The sequence below is a fragment of the Lelliottia sp. WB101 genome, from assembly GCF_003051885.1.
Taxonomy (GTDB): Bacteria; Pseudomonadota; Gammaproteobacteria; order Enterobacterales; family Enterobacteriaceae; genus Enterobacter; species Enterobacter nimipressuralis.
The window spans coordinates 4,560,498-4,578,248 of the sequence record NZ_CP028520.1; the positions used below are offsets into that span (position 1 = coordinate 4,560,498).

The 17,751-nt window shown below is 49.7% G+C and carries 16 protein-coding genes; 9 read left to right on the forward strand and 7 right to left on the reverse strand.

Going from position 1 to position 17,751, the window contains the following annotated elements:
- Positions 1-325: 325 nt before the first annotated feature.
- Both DAI21_RS22075 and DAI21_RS22080 read left to right on the forward strand, forming a co-directional pair.
- Positions 326-1,435 carry an AI-2E family transporter gene (locus tag DAI21_RS22075; RefSeq protein ID WP_100777491.1) on the forward strand — a complete coding sequence of 370 codons (1,110 nt, stop codon included), beginning with the start codon at positions 326-328 and terminating at the stop codon, positions 1,433-1,435.
- Between the two features lie 121 nt (positions 1,436-1,556).
- The gene (locus DAI21_RS22080; protein ID WP_107704184.1) at positions 1,557-3,341 is read left to right on the forward strand and encodes a diguanylate cyclase; all 1,785 of its coding nucleotides are present in this window, start codon (positions 1,557-1,559) and stop codon (positions 3,339-3,341) included.
- 3 nt (positions 3,342-3,344) lie between these two features.
- On the opposite strand, the gene DAI21_RS22085 is transcribed toward DAI21_RS22080, so the two are convergent.
- The 4 genes from DAI21_RS22085 to DAI21_RS22105 all read right to left on the reverse strand — a co-directional run bounded on the left by DAI21_RS22085 (position 3,345) and on the right by DAI21_RS22105 (position 8,577).
- Positions 3,345-3,950: a class I SAM-dependent methyltransferase gene (locus DAI21_RS22085; RefSeq protein ID WP_107704185.1), complete on the reverse strand. Its 606-nt coding sequence runs from the start codon at positions 3,948-3,950 to the stop codon at positions 3,345-3,347.
- Between the two features lie 111 nt (positions 3,951-4,061).
- Positions 4,062-5,615, reverse strand: a complete 1,554-nt coding sequence (locus DAI21_RS22090) for a peptide MFS transporter (protein ID WP_107704186.1) — start codon at positions 5,613-5,615, stop codon at positions 4,062-4,064.
- 476 nt (positions 5,616-6,091) lie between these two features.
- Positions 6,092-8,065: a bifunctional diguanylate cyclase/phosphodiesterase gene (locus tag DAI21_RS22100; protein WP_107704188.1), complete on the reverse strand. Its 1,974-nt coding sequence runs from the start codon at positions 8,063-8,065 to the stop codon at positions 6,092-6,094.
- Positions 8,066-8,082: 17 nt separating this feature from the next.
- On the reverse strand, positions 8,083-8,577 hold the full coding sequence (locus DAI21_RS22105; protein WP_100777496.1) for a molybdopterin-dependent oxidoreductase: 495 nt from the start codon (positions 8,575-8,577) through the stop codon (positions 8,083-8,085).
- A gap of 742 nt (positions 8,578-9,319) precedes the next feature.
- Between DAI21_RS22105 and catA the strand changes: the two genes are divergently transcribed.
- Positions 9,320-9,997, forward strand: coding sequence for a type A chloramphenicol O-acetyltransferase (catA, locus tag DAI21_RS22115; protein WP_107704190.1), 678 nt, complete (start codon positions 9,320-9,322; stop codon positions 9,995-9,997).
- A gap of 121 nt (positions 9,998-10,118) precedes the next feature.
- On the opposite strand, the gene DAI21_RS22120 is transcribed toward catA, so the two are convergent.
- A complete protein-coding gene (locus tag DAI21_RS22120) occupies positions 10,119-10,736 on the reverse strand; it encodes a LysE family translocator (protein WP_107704191.1) in 618 nt (205 codons plus the stop codon).
- 622 nt (positions 10,737-11,358) lie between these two features.
- Between DAI21_RS22120 and DAI21_RS22125 the strand changes: the two genes are divergently transcribed.
- A complete protein-coding gene (locus DAI21_RS22125; protein WP_107704192.1) occupies positions 11,359-11,802 on the forward strand; it encodes a VOC family protein in 444 nt (147 codons plus the stop codon).
- A gap of 229 nt (positions 11,803-12,031) precedes the next feature.
- The gene (locus DAI21_RS23550) at positions 12,032-12,193 is read left to right on the forward strand and encodes a hypothetical protein (RefSeq protein WP_159075445.1); all 162 of its coding nucleotides are present in this window, start codon (positions 12,032-12,034) and stop codon (positions 12,191-12,193) included.
- Positions 12,194-12,658: 465 nt separating this feature from the next.
- Here DAI21_RS23550 and DAI21_RS22135 read toward each other — a convergent pair whose 3' ends face one another.
- On the reverse strand, positions 12,659-13,279 hold the full coding sequence (locus tag DAI21_RS22135; protein WP_107704194.1) for a LysE family translocator: 621 nt from the start codon (positions 13,277-13,279) through the stop codon (positions 12,659-12,661).
- Between the two features lie 388 nt (positions 13,280-13,667).
- On the opposite strand from DAI21_RS22135, the gene DAI21_RS22140 reads away from it, so the two are divergent.
- Positions 13,668-13,982 (forward strand): hypothetical protein, encoded by a 315-nt coding sequence (locus DAI21_RS22140; RefSeq protein ID WP_107704195.1) that lies wholly within the window; start codon positions 13,668-13,670, stop codon positions 13,980-13,982.
- A 68-nt stretch (positions 13,983-14,050) separates the two neighbouring features.
- Here the strand turns inward: DAI21_RS22140 and DAI21_RS23105 are convergent, their stop codons facing one another.
- Positions 14,051-14,212: a hypothetical protein gene (locus DAI21_RS23105; RefSeq protein ID WP_164971797.1), complete on the reverse strand. Its 162-nt coding sequence runs from the start codon at positions 14,210-14,212 to the stop codon at positions 14,051-14,053.
- A gap of 425 nt (positions 14,213-14,637) precedes the next feature.
- Here DAI21_RS23105 and DAI21_RS22145 point away from each other — a divergent pair, with 425 nt between their 5' ends.
- The 3 genes from DAI21_RS22145 to DAI21_RS22155 all read left to right on the forward strand — a co-directional run bounded on the left by DAI21_RS22145 (position 14,638) and on the right by DAI21_RS22155 (position 17,705).
- Positions 14,638-15,489 (forward strand): aldo/keto reductase, encoded by an 852-nt coding sequence (locus tag DAI21_RS22145; RefSeq protein ID WP_107704196.1) that lies wholly within the window; start codon positions 14,638-14,640, stop codon positions 15,487-15,489.
- Between the two features lie 561 nt (positions 15,490-16,050).
- A complete protein-coding gene (locus DAI21_RS22150; RefSeq protein WP_107704197.1) occupies positions 16,051-17,376 on the forward strand; it encodes a site-specific integrase in 1,326 nt (441 codons plus the stop codon).
- Between the two features lie 20 nt (positions 17,377-17,396).
- Entirely contained in the window at positions 17,397-17,705 is a 309-nt protein-coding gene (locus tag DAI21_RS22155) for a hypothetical protein (RefSeq protein WP_107704198.1), read from the forward strand.
- Positions 17,706-17,751 lie beyond the last annotated feature (46 nt).

Sequence of the window (17,751 nt, forward strand, 5' to 3'; positions counted from 1 at the left end):
CGCTGAGACGAGGGTGATGAGTGAGAATGACGTAGAGAATCGGTCGCCAGGCCATAAGCACCTCCACAGAGCAGATACTTACAGCATGGCGCGGGGCGCTGACTTCTTCGGTCAGTCGAAAGTGGTAACGTTCTGAGGGGAGTTCACACATAAAGGTGTTGCCAAATGCGGCCCGTATCTCATCAAACGCGTAATGCGTGGGCGCTTTATCGGGCGCACGGCGTTTTCCCGACCGCCGGTGTTAAGGTGATCTCCGTAACAAAATTGGTAATTCCCTCAAAGGGTTCTATAGTCGACTCTGTTTCTTAGCCACCAGGACTCGCTAATGCGCTTTAACGGACTGACTAAAGGTTTTTTCATTCTTATTCTCGCCATTGTTTCAGTGGCGTTCTTCGATATTCTCGCACCCTACTTTTCTGCCGTGTTATGGGCGTCAATCCTGGCGGTCATTTTCCATCCGGTGAAAAACAAACTGCGCGGATGGGTGGGTGAACGTAACGGTGTGGCGTCGCTGCTGACGCTGCTGGTGATCTGCCTGATCGTCTTTACGCCGCTGATCGTGATCCTGTCGTCGCTGGCTATCGAGCTGAACGTGGTTTACACCAAGCTCCAGCACACCAATCCGCAGTTCCCGGAGGTGGTGGCGAGCCTGTTTTCACACCTGCCGGACTGGGCGCGGAACTTCCTCGTCGAACACAACCTGGATAACGCCAGCCAGATCCAGCAAAAGCTGTCGGATGTGGCGCTGAAGGGCGGTCAATATCTGGCGGGCAGCGCCTTCTTAATCGGCAAAGGGACGTTTGGCTTTGCGATTAGCTTTGGTGTGATGATCTATTTGCTGTTTTTCCTGCTCAAAGACGGGCCTTATCTGGTGCGCCAGATCCTCGATTCGCTGCCGCTGTCCGATTTTGTTAAACAGCATCTGTTCGCCAAATTCGCCGCCGTCTCGCGCGCCACCGTTAAAGGCACCGCCGTGGTGGCCGTGGTTCAGGGGATTCTGGGCGGGATCGCCTTTTACATTGCCGGTATCGACGGCAGCGTCCTGTGGGGCGCGCTGATGGCCTTCCTCTCCCTCATCCCAGCCGTCGGCTCGGCCATTATCTGGGTGCCCGCCGCCATCTTCCTGTTCGCCACGCAGCAGCTGTGGCAGGGGTTCTTTATCGTCGGCTTCTTCGTGATCATCGTCGGGCTGGTGGATAACATCCTGCGTCCGCTGCTGGTCGGAAAAGACACCAAAATGCCGGACTATTTAATCCTGATCTCTACCCTGGGCGGGATGGAGATTTACGGCATCAACGGATTTGTCATCGGGCCGCTGGTCGCCGCGCTGTTTATCGCCTGCTGGAATTTGCTCTCCGGGCGCGACCACGCGGGGAACGTCGACGAAATCGACGAAGCGTTCATCGAAGAGGGGAAAAACCCTCCCGATTTGTGAAAGCGTGACGATAAATAACAGACTGGCGGCCACGGGCCGCCATTTTTTTGTCACGCCAAATCAGGCGTTTCCTATAATTTCAAGAACGCTATCCCACTAACGGCTGAAAAGGATCCAACAGGTGCGAATTGCCACCATAACCAACTGGGCCTACGGCGTCACGGTGTGTCTGACTCTCGCTTCCGGCGTGGTCATGCTGCTGGCCTCAAATGCCGATAACGCCGAGCGACAGGCCGTTGAACAGCGCCAGATATTTGATCAGTTGACCGAAGAGGTCGAAACGGATGCCTGGGCGCTGTCGGATTTGGCACGCCTGTATGTCATCAATAAAGATCCCGATGCCCTGAAGGACTATCAGCAAAAAGATCAGTCCCGTAAGCCCATTGAGCACCGGCTCTCCCGACTCAAAGATAACGGCGCGACCGGCGAAGAGCTGGCGCTGCTGCATGAAGGGTTACAGGTGGTCGATGAGTTGCAGGATGAGCAGCAGGCGGCGCTCGCCAGCATGGCGCGCGGCGATGAGAGACAGGCCGTGATTCTGCTCTACAGTAAGCCCTACGAGCAGGAGCTGGAGCGGGTGCAGAATCAGATCGACCAATTCCGCCTGATGCTGGATCGCCGCGCCCACAACGCCGTGGAAGAGGCGACAAAAAAGTCCCGCATTCTGCGCACCCTGTCAGAAGTGATGGTCGGCCTGACCGCCCTGCTCTTTTTGTTTGTGATGGGCTTTATTTTAAAGCGCCGCGTGTTGCGCCCGGTGGTGCGTCTGAGCGATGTCGTGCATCGCCTGGCATCGCAGGATTACGCGGTGGAGACGCCTAACTTTAGCCAGATCGATGAGATCGGCGATATGGCCCAGGCGATCCGCATTTTCCGCGAGAACGGCCTGGTGCGGCAGCAGCTGGAAAAAGAGCGCGACGCGGACTGGGCAATTCGTGAACTGCTGGCGCGTATGACGCAGCGGCTGCAGGGCTGTGAGAATTTCACCGACGTGATTAACGTCGCCCAGCTGTTTGCGCCGAATATCGCGCCGGGCATTAGCGGGCAGCTGTATATCCTCGATCGCGATCCGTGGCAGATGCGCTGTGTCGCCCAGTGGCTGACGCCTGAGGAGAAACATCCCCCCTTCCATCCTGATGATTGCTGGGCCGTGCGTCGCGGCCAGAGCCATCCGCCGGTCAACGGTGAGCCGGATATCGCCTGCTATCACCTGCCGGAATCGGCGGCGGACCGGTCGCTGTGCGTGCCGCTGATCGCTCAGGGCGAGGCCATCGGTTTGCTCTCATTCCAGAACATCACTCCGGAAACCACCCCGTCACGCGCCTATCTTGAGCTGATGGCCGAAGCGCTCGGGCTGGCGCTCGCCAACCAGCGTCTGCGCGACGCCCTGCTGGAAAAAGCGCTCTACGATCCCTTAACCGGCCTGCGTAACCGCCATCATCTTGAAGACAAAATGCAGACGCTGATGAGCCAGGCAATGCGCAACAACGAGCCGTTAAGCTGCCTGATGATCGACATCGATCATTTCAAAAGTATTAACGATCGCTTTGGCCACGAGGCAGGCGATCAGGTGATTAAAAGCGTGGCGGCGATTGTGCAGCGTGCGGTGCATGACAACGGCATCGCCTTCCGCTACGGCGGCGAAGAGTTTCTGGCACTGCTGACGGACACGGGCGAAGAAGGTGCTCACGCCTGCGCCACGGAGATTTACGAAGGTGTGCGTGCCCTGGCGCTGCGCTACGGTCTGGCGGAGATTGGCCCGGTCGATGTGTCGATCGGCATCGCCAGCTATCCGCAGCACGCCCAGAGCGACAACCTGCTGCGTGCGGCAGACGTGGCGCTGTATCGCGCCAAAGAGCTGGGGAGATCGCGGATTGTGAGCTTTGGGATGCTGGAGGCGGGGTGAGTCTTACCGGGCCTGGCACAGCCAGACCGAGTGCCCGCCGCACGCCGGATCCTCAAACATCACCTCAATCACCGCAAAACCATTATCCGCCAGCCGTTGCCGGTATTCGTCGGGCGACAGGCTGGCGTGATACAGCGGCTCGCCTTCAAACTCCCCCATGGCGATCCCGTTGTCCGTGCCGCTGGTGAACATCAGCACACTGCCAGGGCGGCTGTGGCGGGCAAAAATGGGGAACATCTGACGCTGATCGTCAGGCGAGAGGTGGAAAAAACTGTCCCAGGCGAGCAGCCCGTCGAAGGTCTCATTGAGCGCCATCTGGCGCATATCCTGATGCAGCCAGCGCTGATCGGGAAACGCCTGTTGCGCCCGCGCCAGCATGCCGGGCGCGCCATCAACGCCCGTCAGTCGATACCCCTGGCGGATAAAATGTTCCGCTATCGGCACCCCGTTGCCGCAGCCGATATCTAGAATCGCCCCCTTGCCGCCGATCAGCCGGGTAAACTTATCGAGCCAGCCTTTTTCCATCAGATGACGCGAACGTAACCGCGCAAATGCATCGGCATGGGTGTCGTAGATAGTCAGGATATGTTTGGCAGCGGCATCAGACATCGTGAGTCTCGTGTTCAGAAGTTTCTGGAACGTTTATACCTTACCCGGCGGGCTGAAAACAAAAAAACCGGCGCAGATGCGCCGGTTTGTTGGGACTCAATTCATCGCTTATCAGGCGTTGGTCACCGGTTTTGACTCTGTTTTGGTCTGCGCGTTTTCCAGCATCCGACGCACCGGCACAATCAGCACCGCCAGGACCGCGGCACAAATCAGCAATGCGATGGAGCAGCGCGCGAAGAGGTCCGGCAGCATATCCAGCTGATCGGCTTTCACGTGACCACCGATCAGGCCCGCCGCGAGGTTACCCAGGGCGCTGGCGCAGAACCACAGGCCCATCATTTGCCCGCGCATTCTTTCCGGGGCCAGCAGGGTCATGGTCGCCAGACCAATCGGACTAAGGCACAGTTCGCCGAGGGTCAGCATCAGGATACTGCCCACCAGCCACATCGGAGAGACACCCGCGCCGCCGTTGCTGAGGACGTTCTGCGCCGCCAGCATCATCAGGCCAAAGCCCGCCGCTGCGCACAGAATACCGATAACAAACTTGGTCATGCTGCTTGGACGCACACCTTTTTGCGCCATCATCGGCCAGGCCCAGCTAAAGACCGGTGCCAGCAGGATGATAAACAGGGCGTTGATCGACTGGAACCACACGGCAGGGATTTCAAAATCGCCGATCATGCGGTTGGTGTAGTCGTTCGCAAACAGGTTGAATGAGGTCGGTTTCTGCTCAAACGCCGACCAGAAGAAGGCCGCCGAAACCAGCAGGATGAAACACACCAGCAGGCGCGCACGCTCTTTGCGGTTCAGACCGGCAAAGACAAACAGCCAGATAAAGTAGAGCGCGACCGAGATAGCAATCACGTACACCAGCATGCTGGCGACCGCGACCGGGTTGATCACAATGATGCCCTGAGCAATCAGCGTGACGATCACCGCCACACCCACCGCCAGTGCCAGCAGCCAGGCGCCGACGCCGTTTTTCTTTGACACCGGGCTGTTCCAGGTGGAGTCCAGACCGACTTCGCTGTCGTAGCGTTTCATCGAAGGAACGGCAAACAGGCGGAAGATCACCAGCGCCACCAGCATCCCGATACCGCCGATACCGAAGCCCCAGTGCCAGCCGTGGGTTTTAATCAACCAGCCGGAGATCAGCGGCGCGATAAATGAACCCATATTGATGCCCATGTAGAACAGCGAGAAACCGCCGTCACGACGCGCATCGCCTTTCTTGTAGAGCGTCCCGACCATCACTGAGATACAGGTTTTGAACAAACCGGAACCGAGGACGATAAACATCAGGCCGATAAAGAACAGGTTGTTGCCCATGAAAGCCGAGAGCGCGATGGAGAGATGGCCGAGCGCAATCAGAATCGAACCGTACCAGACGGCGCGCTGCTGCCCGAGCCAGTTATCCGCAAGCCAGCCACCCGGCAGCGCGGCCAGATACATGCTGCCTGCGAAGATCCCGACAATCGCCGACGCATTTTCGCGCGCCAGCCCCATCCCACCGTCATAGACGGTCGCGGCCATAAACAGAATCAGTAACGGACGAATGCCGTAGAACGAGAAGCGCTCCCACATTTCCGTAAAGAAGAGCGAGCCAAGCGGGTAAGGATGGCCGAAGAAAGTTCGGCTTTCTTTTTGATTAACAGTGGATTGCATAGTTCTCCCGAAGAGGTGTGTCGTGTTGCACGTCAACGCTGGATTGTTTGCTGGCCTTTCAGTTCCAGGGCCACTTCTTTACATCCAGCGAAATATTATTTAACCATTTGATAACCGGACGATGGTTTTGTCTAGTGCCCGGAGGGGGACTTTAAGATGAAAATTCGACAGATGTCTAGTTTTGTAGACTTTTTGTTTGATGGAAAGGGGGAAAGATTGACATCGTTGCAGAAGATGCGGCCTGATTTGTGCCCTGAAATAAGCCGGAAAAACAGTGCATCCTCCACTGATTTTGTCAGTCAATTCCTTAAGGAAAACGATCTGCATGAGTGCATCAGAAAGAGGAAGCATTGAGCCCTCATTATTGAGGGCTCAATACAAACATCCGTTGTATAAATTGAACTGGCCTCAGCGGAAAACGGTTGAACGCGACTGGCCGCTTAGCGCGAGGAACGGTCGCGCGCAATGGGGATTATTCAGCCATGCGGGGCCTTTAACAGGGTAGAAGGATCGTTTGAGAATTCACCGTTTTTGATTTCTCCGGCGATAAACGGCAGAGGTTTACTGAACAGATAGCCTTGTGCGAAATCGCAGCCCAGCGCCTGAAGACTTTCCAGCTGTTCCTGGGTTTCAACCCCCTCGGCAATCGTTTTCATACTGAGGGATTTCGCCATGCCGGTGATGAGTTTAATGATATTTAGGGCGTCTCCCTGTGTGGATATCGAATTCACAAAGGATTTGTCTATTTTGATTTTATCAAAGGCAAGTCGGCTCAGGCGGGAAAGAGAGGAGTAGCCCGTACCAAAATCGTCAATGGATATTTTCACGCCCAGGGCTCTGAGCTTATTCAGCGTATTCAGCGGCGTATTGTTGTCGGTAAAGAGAGAAGACTCCGTCACTTCCAGCTCAAGACGGTCAGCCGCAAGCCCTGTTTCTTTCAGGATAGACATCACTATTCCTGCAAAGGTTTTGCTGCTGAGCTGCACAGGAGAAACGTTTACTGAAATTTTAACCGGAACAGCCCAGGAAGCCGCTTCCCGACAGGCCATTTCAAGCACCGATTTGCCCATCTCGCTAATCATTCCGGTTTTTTCAGCAACAGGAATAAAGGTATCTGGCGATAAAAGACCTTTTCGCGGATGCATCCAGCGAATAAGGGCTTCATAGCTGTAAATTTCCCGACTGTACGAATCCACAATCGGTTGATAATAAACCACGAATTCTTTATTCACTAACGCCAGCGCCATGTCATGCTCAAGCGTTCTGCTTTCCAGCAGCTTATCTAACATGCGCTGGCGGAAGACTTTAATCTTACCAGCGCCTTCATTTTTTGCTTCATAAAGGGCCAGGTCAGCAAATTTATAGAGATAGTCGGAACGACGCTCAGTTTCTGAGTTAACAATACCCACACAGGTGGTTATATTTATAACCGCGCTATAAATTGTGTAGGGCTGGTTAATACAATCACATATTTTCTGCGCCATCGAAACAGCCTGGCTTTCTGCCAGATCGCTCGTGAGAAATGCAAACTCATCCCCGCCTAAGCGATACAGCATATCTGACGGAAGCCCCATTGAAATAAGTCGCTGAGCGATCAGACGCAATAACATATCACCGGCATCATGACCATAGGTATCATTGACCTCTTTGAATCGGTCTAAATCAAACAACATCACGGTCACGGAGCTTTTATTAGCGTCTGCCAGCTTGATGGTTTTGTTTAAATTATCCCAGAAAAACAGTCTGTTACTCAGCTCTGTGAGCGGGTCATGATAGACGTCATACTCCAGCTTGGTATTCTGGATTTGCAGTTTTTCTTTAGATTCCTGAAGCTCTCCAGCGAGACTCTTAACCTGAATATGAGCTTTGAGAATATTTCTATTTTGATAAAAAATCAGCACACCCAGTATTGCACTCAGTATTATTAACAGCACAGAAATCGCTGAATAAATAGAGTACAGCGTTTGAATTTTACTGTTGGCGTTGTTAATCAGATTCAGATCTTTGTTCAACGCACCGGATGAAAGGCGGCTTAATGGTCCATCAAGCGAATACATTACCCTTAGATATTTCTGGAGTTCTGGACGGGTCATTGTCTCAAGATGTGTATCCAGATAATTAAGGGTATTGTCGAGTTTTACAGCAAGCTCATGAAGTGATTCATTGCTATTTATATACTGCCCTAAATCTCCCTGCTTTAATAAATCACTCTGGCTGAGCATAATATCGAGGTGCAGGCGCACATCGTCGAGTGTCATCGACTCATCAATAGTGTAAAGACTGAGCCATGATTCGAACCGATAATACTCCGAGACCAGCTGTCCAGCAGACCATGAACTGGCGTAGTGCGTCAGTTTCTGCAATTCCTGCTGTCTTTCGTGCACAAGAAAAGAGATATATCCTGTAGATATAAAAAGAGAGAATATTATGGCAGCCAGTATTCTGTTCATGTTGTTCTTCTGAAATCCTACTCAATGCTCATTTTGCTGACCTGCCATGCTGACCTTGAATAAAACACCTGATTATTCAGCTCAGGTTCGCTGTCATAGGGATAGACGATGAAGAGCGGACCTTTGTCGCGAACACGCATGTATTCGCCATTAATTTTTAAGGCAAGGATCACATTGTATTTTTGGAAGTCACTGAGAGGGATAACGGTGGTGTAGTCATTAAGTGCAGTAACCTTTACGATAGAACCTTTGGCGCCTACGTAATCCATGAGTTTTTTCAGCGGAATACCCGTAAAGGTTGTGCGCCCATTGTACCAGGGAGAGGCGGTCTGGAAACTGACCATACCCAGCTTTTCAAGGCTGGCGACATCAAAAACGGCTTTGCCCTCTTCATTTGTATTTTCGATATTACCGGACATGGTTAACAGGACTTTCCCGGTAGGTTTGGGAAGCTCCCCCGCCATAGCCTGCGACGCAATCACTAAGCTGAACAACATGACAATTAACTTCATTTTATCTACCCATCCGTCAAATATAAAAGAATTATAATTTAGTTATTATGCTATTTATACATGCTGTCTGGAGAATAACAATGCATTAAGAAAATTATAATTTAATGCATAAAATCAATGCGTTATGAAATTTTAGTTGTTTAGTGATGATTAATCAAGGTTGATACTGTTATTTTAAGTGCATTAAATCTAACCATGTCTGTACAAACAATAATCTATGTGTTTGGTTAGCGCAAATAAACCCACACAAATATTAATGCTTAGTGTTTCATGCAGGCCCAGGGCCGCGTTGTGGTAAAGAGAGAGGGCTTTGATGCAAGCCTGACGTTTGTCAGTTTGTTGGATAAATTCCACATTATTGAGAAAAAAATGTCTGCCTGACTTCTGACTCACTCGCAACAAAGCCTTTATCAATGGCAGTTCCGGCACTTTCTGGCTGAACGACAGGTGCATTCAGTGACCTGTCCCCGCAGGGCTAGCTGACACGCCCTATCTCCTGGCACAACGAAGGCTACTGCCAGGCGGAAATCCTGCGACATTTGTCGGGCAGGAGAGCACGACAAGATTGCGCAACCGGGTCTGGTCTTCTGACATATTCCACCTTTATTTGCTCCGGTATAAGGAGGAACGACTGTGGCAAATGCGTTTGTTCTCTAAAGGTTTTGGGACTCATAATCATCATTCATAGACGAAAAATCTTATGCTAACATCTTATTTATAAATGCGAATCAAAGGTTAAAAGATGAAAAATACAACGCCACATTATACGTCTGTTGATTTATCTCGTTGGGCAAGGAGGGAGCATTTTGAGATATTTCAGACCTTCGCCCAATCGACCTTTAATCAGACTGTTCAATTAGACATTACGGCGTTGCTAAAACATATTAAAGAGGCTGGCTGGAAATTTTATCCGACGATGATTTTCCTCATTTCCAAAATCGTAAATCGGCATCCGGAGTTCCGTATGGCGATGAAGGATAATGAGCTTATTGTATGGGATGAAGTTCATCCAAACTATACCATTTTCCATAATGTAACAGAGACCTTTTCATCATTGTGGAGTCACTACGATGGCAATATTCATCACTTCCAGAAAGTATATTCAGAAGACATGGCTCGGTACAGTAATAATACTGCTTATTGGCCTAAGGAAGAGTCACGGGAAAATATATTTTTCATATCCGGTATTCCTTGGGTAACCTTTACCAGCTTTAACGTCAATGTGGCTAATATGAAGAACTTTTTTGCCCCTATGTTCACGCTTGGAAAATACTTCGAACAAGATGGAAAAGTCTTGTTGCCTTTCGCCGTTCAGGTGCATCACTCCGTATGCGACGGTTTCCATGTGGCAAGACTGGTCAATGAGTTACAAGAACTCTGTGACGACTTGCAGCACCACCCAGACAATTCAAGTGATTGATGGTAATGATATTTACGCATTCATCTTTATCCGAGATGGCCAACAGGAATCGCTGCTATTTCTGCTGAAAGCGAGGAGCAGAACTAAATTCCTCGCATCCATTGACTGAAAATCGTCTGACTCACTTTAGCAGCAGGCGTAATCCCAGAAAGGCCATAACACCGCCGCTGAGTTTATCTATAAATTTACGGTATTTAATGTAAGCCAGACGCGGCCCGTCAGATGATAATAAGCACGCGACAATCGCATACCACAGCACATCAATAACGAATGCCATTAAGGGCAGGATGATGTACATAGCAGGCTGAATATTTTTGCTGAGGGCTGCGGAAAAGATACTGGCAAAGACCAGCGCAGTATGAGGATTGCTGATTTGCGTCAATACGCCTGTCAAAAAAGCTTTGGAGGCGCTGACCTCATCTATCGCGGTGGAAGCAATAACGCGGTTTGAAGGACGACGAAGAATTTTCAACGCCAGCCATAAAAGATAACATCCGCCGGCGACTTTAAGGCCTGTATAAAGTGAGGGGACCAAAGTCAGCAGGGTGTGAAGGCCCGCTAACGCTATGACAGCAAATATAAGCGCCCCAAAACCGAGACCTGCCGCAACAGATAACGCCACGCGTCTCGAACTGGACATCGCCGTGCGGGCAACAAGAAGAAAGCTGATGCCCGGGCTCATTGCGCCAAAAAGAATAGCAACACCAATAGCAGAAAGTGCAATCAATTCATTGATCATTCATTTTCCCCATCATGACTCATTATCAGCCCGTTCGCTCATCGCGCGAACCGGACACCGCAGAACCGCTCCCGATTAAGACCATAACACGATGTCATCAGCCTCTGCCCCTGAAACGAAGCGAAAATTGAACAACAAATATCAGCGCATCACCCGCTCCTGCACCCGAACGGATACTTCGTGTCGCCCTGATAAGGAAAATGATTGCAGGACCGTGACAAATGAAAAATACGATCTAAGATTTTGGGGAAGAAAGCTGATTACATGGAGTTTCTGATGACTATTATTGTGGTGACAGTTCTGTTCTCCCTGCTCATTGTGCTGGGGCTAAAATACATCCTGGTGCAGTTAATGAATGCCTGGTGTGATCCTGATGGTCATTAAGCAGTATTAAACACACTGCCCCGGCGCGAACCCGTAATACCGTCTCATCCGTGGTTCGCGCCGGGAACGCATCCTCACTCACCTCCCCCTGCTCATCTCCCCTCCCCAGCAAATCTGGCTTGACGCACTGTGCGAACACAATTTTATGGCGTAAATAGACAGCACTTTCCGGCTTGACCTGAAGCTAACTTGAGCTTTTAAGATGCTTATCTGGAACTCAGACAGAAGGACTCGGTTTATGAAACAGGTGGACGTTGGATTTACCCACGTGGCGTTTGTCGTCAGGGATTTGGATAAGAGTATTGATTTCTATCACCGCTACGCCGGAATGGAGGTTGTTCACAGACGTGAGCCTGATGTACCAGAGGCACGCCAGGTGGCATGGCTCAGCGATCGAACGCGTCCATTTGCACTGGTCCTCGTACAGGCGGATGTCGTGACTGATACCCCTTTGGGAAGTTTTGGTCATCTTGGCGTCGCTTGCTCAAGCATCGAAGCAATCGATCAAAAAGTGGCGATGGCGCGAGCAGAGGGTGTGTTGCGGAAAGAGCCGGTTCAGGCTGGTGATCCGGTGGGATATTTTGTCTTTTTCGCTGACCCTGACGGCAATACGTTAGAACTTTCATACGGGCAAAGAGTTGGGCTGGAAGCTTCTGGAACGCATACTGAACCCAAAAAGTAACCTGGCAGACCAGTAATTACAGCGCTAAACATCCTGGCTCCCGCATCGTTTAAACGCAAAATGACCGCTGGCTATCGATGCACCTCTCTTGCCGATTTAACGAGCAAGGCGCCAGGATGAATGATTGCCTTTAAAATGAAGGATAAACAGGGCGCTCATCAATTTTAGCGCACACGGACAGTTTCTCTTCGCCCGCGTATTGAAACCCAAATGAGTCGCTGGATATTGAGTGGAAAAGCGTATCGCCATTCGCAAAAGGGATGATTTCGGTATCACCAGCGCGTTTATGCCCGGCCCCCGTTTCGAAGTTTCCTTTCCACCTTTCCTGCGTGTGACCGTAGACGTGAAGAATGACTTCCACCAGACCCCGTTGTGGGCAATTAAGCTGTAAAAAGGTAGAGGAGAAATTTAAGGCGTTTGCAAAGCAGGAGAATGACAGAAGGCAAAACAGTAAAGCTCTTAAAAACATAATACCAATATAGGCTCGTTCAAATTTGAATAACAATTTAGCTTAAGTTGCTAATGTTGACATTGCCCTGGATCAATATCACATAATTTTCAACAAGATAGATTATTTTGTGCGAGTGAATGTCTGTTTGTCCCTGGATTTTACTTATATGCCCTGGCTAATTTTGCCTCTACTCCAGTAAACATGTTCGCATTAGGCTTTTCCAACCCAACCGTTTAAGGGAAACGCCACGCTAACTGTAATCTATTGAAATGCCCCTGCTGAGCTGTGGTTTATTCAGAAGACAGATGCCGAACTGGAACACCGAGGGAGATTTATCGCCGATGGGAAGACCGGCCGCAAAAGCCTGCCAATCCTTTGGCAGACTTCCTTTGGTGCCGTTCTTTCCTATCGTTTACTCATCGCCAGTTTGGCGGCGAACAGCAAAAACACCACGCCGGTGGTTCTATCCATCCACTTCACCACGGCCGGCTTTTTTAGCACGCGAGACGCATAGCCCGTGGCGATAATCAGGGTTAATGACCAGAGCGTGCCTATCAACACATGAATGGAAACTAGCATAAAGGTCCAGGCAAAGGGCGAATGCCCTGCGGGAATAAATTGTGGAAGGAATGAGACATAGAAAATGCCCATCTTCGGATTGAGCACGTTACCGAGCATCCCGCGCATAAAGCCGTTACCACTGCCCGCATTCTCCCCGGCGGTGAGCGTAAATTGCTGACGTGGACGAAGCAGCAGCTGAAGCCCCAGCCAGCAAAGATAGGCCGCACCGCACCATTTCAGCAGCGAGTAGGCCACGTCAGAAACAGCCAGTAACGCTCCCAGCCCGAACGCCACCAGCGCGCCCCAGATAAAACAGCCCGTATCAATACCCAGTGCCACGTGTACGGCTTTTTTGCTGCCATCCGCCGCGGCGGTTCGCAGGATCAAGGCGGTGTCGAGACCGGGGGTTAGCGTCAAAAGCGTGGCGGCAAGAGTATAGGCCAGAAGGGCATCGGTGACTGACATTGTGCTTCTCCGAAAACGAAGATCCTACTGAAGATTTAACAATGCTGCAACACCCCAAAGTTCGGTAGGGACCGTCAGGCTCTGTATTTTCTGATATGACCTGTCAGTCAGTAAGGGGGAATACGCATGAGCGGTCATGAGGTTAGAGCCCATCATCATTTCGGCGCATTAGCGTTTATAAGACCCTTTTTGAGAGAAAAATTTTGTCGCTACCTTTGCTGGTTAAAACGATTAACAAAGAACTATTAAATACAGTGACTATATAGCCGGTAATTGTATTTCCTCCTGTCACGCTCTTATAATCTTTTCGAAGTAAATTTGGCGGGCAAGAGAAATCGACCTGGTCATTTTGTTTCTTAGGTAATTATATTCTCTGCAAGGATATGCAATGCGTTATACACCCATTTTAATTGTTCCTTTTTTAACGGCCTGCAGTGTCGGTTTTATTAAATTTGATAATGACCCTCTGGTGCGAGCGACCTATGCGGCTGATGCGACAAAATCTTCAGTTATTGCGGCAGGTGGAAAACCAGACAGTGAGATAAATGTTCCAGAAATCAATGGGACTTGCATTAATTACACGCTAAAGAAAGGTGAAGAGACGATGCCTTTTTATGTGGCGTTCGATAAGAATGGAAAGCGAAAACATTATGGCTATATCTCCTGCCAACAGGCGAGAGCGAAGGGAGTATTTAGTCAGTAAATTTGCTTAGAATACCATTCCTCTTCTGTTGAAAATACAAGAAGAGGAGTGTCTTAATCACCTTGATATCAGTAGCCTGCAGCCCTGTTGGCGTCTTTGATGCGCTGATTTCTTGAATCTTTTTCGTGTTGATCGTTAGCCTGCATTATCCCACTTGCAGCATCAATCCAATCATTTGCGGTACAACCTGACAATACCATACTCAACATTAATGCAAACGCATACTTCATTTTGGCTCCATCACTCATTTTTTTATAATTAGCGCCAGTTTACTACTCAATGTATTTGACGCTAATGCGGATAATTTAACAAATTATCACCTTTCGGGCAAGGTGAGGGGTTCGAACCCGTTCATAAATAATTCATAATGATTAGCTTAAAACTTAAGACGCAAGGTGGAAAATAGCGCGACATGTAAAAAATATTATATTGAACAAAAAAAGAGGATTATTTCCCTCAGCACATCGAGCCGATATCGCTGTATTCAATGAGTGCTCGTTGCTCCTTCAGTATCAGTGATGTTGCTGGCACAAAGCGGACGGCCCTACCCATTCAATTAATGAATTCATCTAATAAACCCTAGCTAATTATCCCTCTAATAGAATAAATACGTTTGCGTTATGCTTAACCAACACAACAGTTAAAGGATAACGTCATGCAAACAGTAAAACTCAATAACGGTATTGAAATGCCCCTGCTGGGCTTTGGTGTCTTCCAGATGACGGATGCTGCTGAATGCGAAAGAGCCGTTATTGATGCCATCGAGACGGGATATCGCCTGATCGATACTGCCGCGTCTTATCAGAATGAAACTCAGGTCGGGAACGCGCTGAAACAGACCGGCATCGCACGTAACGAACTCTTTATCACAACCAAACTGTGGCTGCAGGATACTCATTACGAAGGCGCTAAAGCACAGTTCGAACGCTCCCTGAATCGGCTGCAACTTGATTACGTCGACCTGTATCTGATTCACCAGCCTTACGGCGATGTGCATGGAGCCTGGCGGGCCATGGAAGAGTTGCAGCAGGCCGGTAAAATTCGCGCCATCGGCGTGAGTAACTTCCACCCTGACAGACTCGCCGACCTTATCGCCTTCAACAAAGTGGCCCCTGCTGTAAACCAGATTGAAGTTAACCCCTTCAACCAGCAGCTGCATGCCGTTCCATGGATGCAAAGCCGTGGCATTCAGCCGGAAGCCTGGGCACCGTTTGCAGAAGGGAGAAATGGCCTTTTCCAGCACCCCGTGTTAACCGCGATGGGTCAGAAGTACGGCAAAAGCGTGGGTCAGGTTGTGCTGCGTTGGATCTTCCAGCGGGGCATCGTTTCACTGGCGAAATCAGTGCGCAAAGAACGTATGGAAGAAAACATCAGCATTCTCGATTTTGAACTCAGCTCTGAAGATATGCTGCAAATTGCTGCCCTCGACACCGCAACCAGCGCCTTCTTCTCTCACCGCGACCCGGCGATGGTGGAATGGCTGACTGGCCGCAAACTTGATGTTTAAACGCTTTTTATGTCAGCGGTATAATTTTGATATCGCTGATTTCTAGCTTGGGCTTAAAGCTCTCGACGCCAGTCTTTTACTACTTGAGTTACGGGTGTTGTTCGTGGGCGTTAGGAGGTGTGGGGCTGGGAAGATACTTTTTCACCTACAAACACACATAGAGCCATTAATCCTGTTTTGTTCCAGTCGTTTGGGATAATGAGATGCATAGTAGCAACGTGGACCTGAACGCAGGAAAAGCCTATGACTACAGATTTGAAGGATATTTTGCTGACGAAGAAATGCCACGAGGTTCGTCCATCCGCCAAGAGAAGTGGTTACAGAAATTAGATTGAGATTTTGGAGGATGCTTGAATGGTGCCGATAATAGGAGTCGAACCTACGACCTTCGCATTACGAATCCAGAATTTTGATTTTTCATTATGTTCCATTACATTACATTTAAGGTAATAATCATTATCTATATCAACAATATAGTACATTATTTTATTCTAAATTGTTCCATCCCATTTCACCCTATACAATGCTAAACAAGTACGCCAGCAAGTACGCGAGAATGAGATGGAACAGCCAAAAACAATCACCCAAGACCGACAAGTTGCCAGCCTGAAATCCGAGGAAGGCAAAAATCGAATCGTCGTTAAAGTGCAATCTAAAGCGGGGCCGGGATTATCGGTCGAGGCCAGAATTGGGAGCCAAACAAAGAGCTGGCTTTATCGCCCTTATCTGAACGGTAAGCAGATCAAAATTACGCTGGGTTCATACCCTGCAATGTCACTTGCCCAAGCTCGCGAAGCACACGCCGAAGCGATTGCACTTGTTAAACAGGGAATCGATCCGCGCCATACTCGCGTTGTAGAGAAAAAGGCCAATGAAACAATGCTAACTTTTTCCGAACTATGGGAAAAGTGGCTGGAATTTCGGATCGCCACGAAGCCAATCAGTCCGCGTACGTTGTCCGATTATAAAGGCACATACAGCCGCCATCTTGAGAAAGGTCTAGGGCGAATTCGAGTCTGTGATTTATCCCGCTCTTTTCTTTTCGCTCATCTAAGCAATGTGCGCAAGGTCAGTGCCGAAGGTGTCCGCAAAGGGCTCATACTGCTTAACCTGACTCTCGACCACGCCAACCTCGAAGGGCTTATCGATCATAATCCGGCTCGGTTGCTTAAACCCGCGATGTTTGGTGCTTCAATGGGCAAACCACGCGAGCGCTGGCTACCCCAGGATGAGCTAAAAATGTTATGGACCGCGCTGGAAGAAGCAACCAATGGTGGAAGTGCTATTGCTGCTGGTGGTCGTGGAATTGCAGCAAGTGTGGTGCTGTCTCTTTCAGTAGCCAATGCTTTAAGGTTAATTATTCTGACCGGTGTTCGCCGCTCTGAGGCCTGCGAGATGCGTTGGGATCAAATTAGCGGTGACCGTTGGACAATCCCGGAAACTAAAAATGGCAGAAGCCACATCGTTACCCTGCATCCTTTGGCGCTTTCCATACTGAAAAAGCAGAGGATCATCTCTGAAGGAGCTTTCGTTTTTGAATCCACCAGCAATCCCGGTTTTGCGATTACAGGGGATGCGGTGACCCGCGCACTTGAGCGCCTGCGTAAAAAATATCTTGGTGAGCTCGCCGCATTCTCTCCTCATGATCTGCGACGCAGCGTAGCAACGGGCTGTGCTGAGTATTTGGATGCACCCGAACGGCTCATCGAATTGCTTCTGAACCATGTGCCTAAAGACAGATTGATACGTACTTACCAGGTAGGCCAACAGGCTGAGAAGCTTAAGGGCTTGTTTATGAGGTGGGGCGAATTTGTGGAGCACGAGGTATCTGCGGATAAACAACATCGTGAGGATAACGTTGTTACCGTGCAATTTGATTCCAGGTAACACGAAAAGGAGGTAGAAAGATGTACGGAATTCCCGAAAGCCTAATCGATGTCATAATCGTCGAAATGACCGTCGGTCAGCCAATTATTATCAAAGTGAAAGATGTCCACTGGGAAGGCCAATGGCCAATTTCGACTGAGATCCTTTTTGCCGGACTGCCAGAAAACGCGACGGAGAAACAAATCACTGCACAGGTGAAAAAGCTGTTGAAAAGAAAAACCTATATCAGGCAGTGCGAGCACTGTAGCCAGTACAAAATCAACGGTTGGATGCAGAGCAACTCATGTTGCCAGTCTTGTGCTGAAAAATACTTTGGTGTTGTTTATTAATATGACTATAGCAGTGCTTTCAGGCAGCACTGCTTATTTACTCATC